Raw genomic sequence first — 2,892 nt, 5'->3', positions numbered from 1 at the left:
ATTTAGGAAAAAAAACAAGCCCGAATTTCACATCCGAGCTTGTTGTTTTGATAAGGCGAATGAAGCCGTAATCTTATTGAAGTTAGGCTATTTTGCTTCGATGTGCTCAACCATTAACTGCAATGACTGGTTACCACGAAACTCGTTAATATCCAGCTTATAGGCAAGATGCACAGTTTTCACTGAAGCATCTGGCCAGCGACGTAAATCAACATTAAAAGCGATACCATCGATCATCACATTGGTTGGGTGGCCTTTGTAAAGTGGCTCTAACATCAACTTAAGGTGTTTTTCACCCACCAGCTTTTGGTGCAACACTTTAAACTCACCATCGAAGATTGGCTCTGGGAATGCTTGCCCCCAAGGACCACCTGCGCGCAGCGTCTCAGCGGTGTGCATAGAGAACTCTTCAGGTAACAACTCTCCGTCAGACAAGATAATGCCCTTAAGTGCCGTTTCTCCGAGTTCTTGTTTCACAACATCGTTGAACAGTTTGCTAAAGCGCTCAAAGTCCTTTTCCATGATCGTTAAGCCAGCCGCCATTGCGTGACCACCAAACTTAATAATCAAGCCTGGGTTTTGAGTGTCGATACGGTCTAGTGCATCGCGCATGTGCAAACCTGGTATCGAGCGGCAAGAGCCCTTAATGCTCCCTTCTCCACCATCGGCGAACGCAATCACAGGGCGATGGTATTTGTCTTTGATACGCGAAGCCAAAATACCAATCACACCTTGGTGCCAATCACGTTGGAATAGTGCCAAACCAGAAGGTAGGTCGTCTTTACCAAACTCAAGGCGTTCACAGAAAGCCATCGCTTCTTGCTTCATGCCCTCTTCGATCTCTTTACGAGTCTGGTTTAAACCATCAAGCTCGCTCGCCATGCGACGTGCTGCGTGGATGTTGTTGCTCATCAGTAGCTCAACACCAAACGACATGTCATCCAATCGACCAGCAGCGTTAATACGAGGACCCAAAGCAAAACCAAAATCAGAAGCGACTAAACGTTTCGCATCTCGCTTGGCAATCTCAATCAAGGCTTGAATACCCGGACGAGCTTTACCCGCTCGAATACGTTGCAAGCCTTGGTGTACTAAAATTCGGTTGTTTTCATCAAGTGGCACCACGTCCGCAACCGTACCTAAAGCGACAAGGTCAATCAGCTCCATCAACTTAGGCTCTGTCATGCCACGTTCAGCAAACCAATTTAGTTTACGCATGTGCACACACAGTGCCATCATCAGGTAGAAAGCCACGCCAACACCAGCGAGCGCTTTAGACGGAAATGCACAGCTCTCTAAATTCGGGTTCACCATCGCATCAACCATAGGCAATTCACTGCCCGGTAAGTGATGGTCAGTGACCAGAACTTCTAAACCTTTCTCTTTGGCAAAACGCACCCCTTCAATCGAAGAGACACCATTATCAACCGTCATGATCACTTCCGCACCAATCTCGATTGCTTGTTCCACCACTTCAGGGCTAAGACCGTAACCATCTTCAAAACGGTTAGGAACTAGGTAATCAACATTTGAACTGCCTAGCATACGCAGCGCAAGTACCGACAGCGCAGAGCTGGTTGCTCCATCGGCATCAAAGTCGCCAACCACAATAATGCGTTTTTGATGCTGAATCGCCTTAAACAACAATTCAACGGCAGCATCGATTCCGCCCAGTTTTTGATAGGAGTGTAGACCTTTCGCTGCAGTCTCAAGTTGGTCTGCACTGTTGACTCCACGGCTCACGTAGATGCGTTTTAACAGATCTGGTAAATGAGCAGGTAAAACGGAAATGTCGACCTCAGGACGGCGTTGAATCTCTATCATATAAAAATGGGCCTGATATCAATCAGGCCACTCCTTAAATCAAAAACATGGGAATAAATAAGTAATACAGTCGCCATATTAACTGATGGCGACTGTGACAGCTCTGCTAGAGACTAAGACTACTGCTCTAAACGCTGAAGCAGTTGTGCAGGTGGTAAGTAACCACTCACCAACTCACCGCTTGCCAATACGATAGCAGGTGTACCATTAATACCAAGCTCACGACCTAGTTGGTACTGCTTAGCAATGATCTGTTTCTTCTCTTCAAGGTCTTTATTTGAAACTGGCATCTTACGCTCTACCTTAGCATTGTGCATTGCGGCTTTTGGATCGTCAGAAGCCCAGATCGCCGCCATTTGGTCTGCTACTTGGCCTGTACCACCTTGACGTGGGTATGCCATGTAACGCACCGTGATACCTAGGTCATTGTAGCCCTGCATTTGGCTGTGAAGACGAACGCAGTAGCCACAAGTGATGTCAGTAAACACAGTCACAACATACTTTTCGTTGTCTGCTTTGTATTCGATAACTGTATCAGACAGTGCCGCTACTTTCTCAGCATTGATAGGCGCTTGACGCTCTGCTAATACATCGCTGAATTTACCGTTCTCATCCAGAGAGTAAAGTGTACCGGCTAGAAAATGATCGCCCGCTGGAGATGAGAAGATAATGCCACTGTTGGTTTGAATCTCTAGCAGGCCATCAATATCTGAAGGAACAATCTTGTTCACCTTGATACCGATTTTTTCAAAACGCTTGGTGAGCGCCGCAGTATCAATATCTTGAGCTGAAGCAACCTCTGCGGCTGTTGTGGTTTGTTCTACTTTCGCTTCTGATGCATTACATGCAGTGATCATCAGCGGCAGCGCTAATAGAGGAAGACGGCGTAATACGCTCATTAAGTTCACCTTAAAAATAAATGGATTTAAGCACGAGGGTGATGCTGAGTATGAATTTGCTTCAGCCTTTCAGTCGCCACGTGAGTATAAATTTGGGTTGTCGATAAGTCACTATGCCCAAGTAACATCTGTACGACCCTAAGATCGGCACCATAGTTCAGTAAATGAG

General features: G+C 46.3%; 3 protein-coding genes. All 3 read right to left on the bottom strand.

Annotated features, from left to right (window positions below):
• Nucleotides 1-87 precede the first annotated feature (87 nt).
• Nucleotides 88-1,824 carry a single-stranded-DNA-specific exonuclease RecJ gene (recJ, locus tag BCT81_RS16295; protein WP_102425114.1) on the bottom strand — a complete coding sequence of 579 codons (1,737 nt, stop codon included), beginning with the start codon at nt 1,822-1,824 and terminating at the stop codon, nt 88-90.
• A 119-nt stretch (nt 1,825-1,943) separates the two neighbouring features.
• Complete coding sequence (locus BCT81_RS16290; RefSeq protein ID WP_102425113.1) at nt 1,944-2,723, bottom strand: thioredoxin fold domain-containing protein; 780 nt, start codon at nt 2,721-2,723, stop codon at nt 1,944-1,946.
• A gap of 26 nt (nt 2,724-2,749) precedes the next feature.
• Nucleotides 2,750-2,892, bottom strand: a 143-nt coding sequence (locus tag BCT81_RS16285) for a tyrosine-type recombinase/integrase (RefSeq protein ID WP_157938873.1), incomplete at its 5' end; no start/stop codon positions are given.

Origin of the sequence: Vibrio sp. 10N.261.52.A1, from assembly GCF_002876325.1 — a bacterium.
Classification (GTDB): Bacteria; Pseudomonadota; Gammaproteobacteria; order Enterobacterales; family Vibrionaceae; genus Vibrio; species Vibrio chagasii.
Note: the sequence above shows the minus strand (reverse complement) of the source record. Positions and strands in the feature narration are given on the sequence as shown.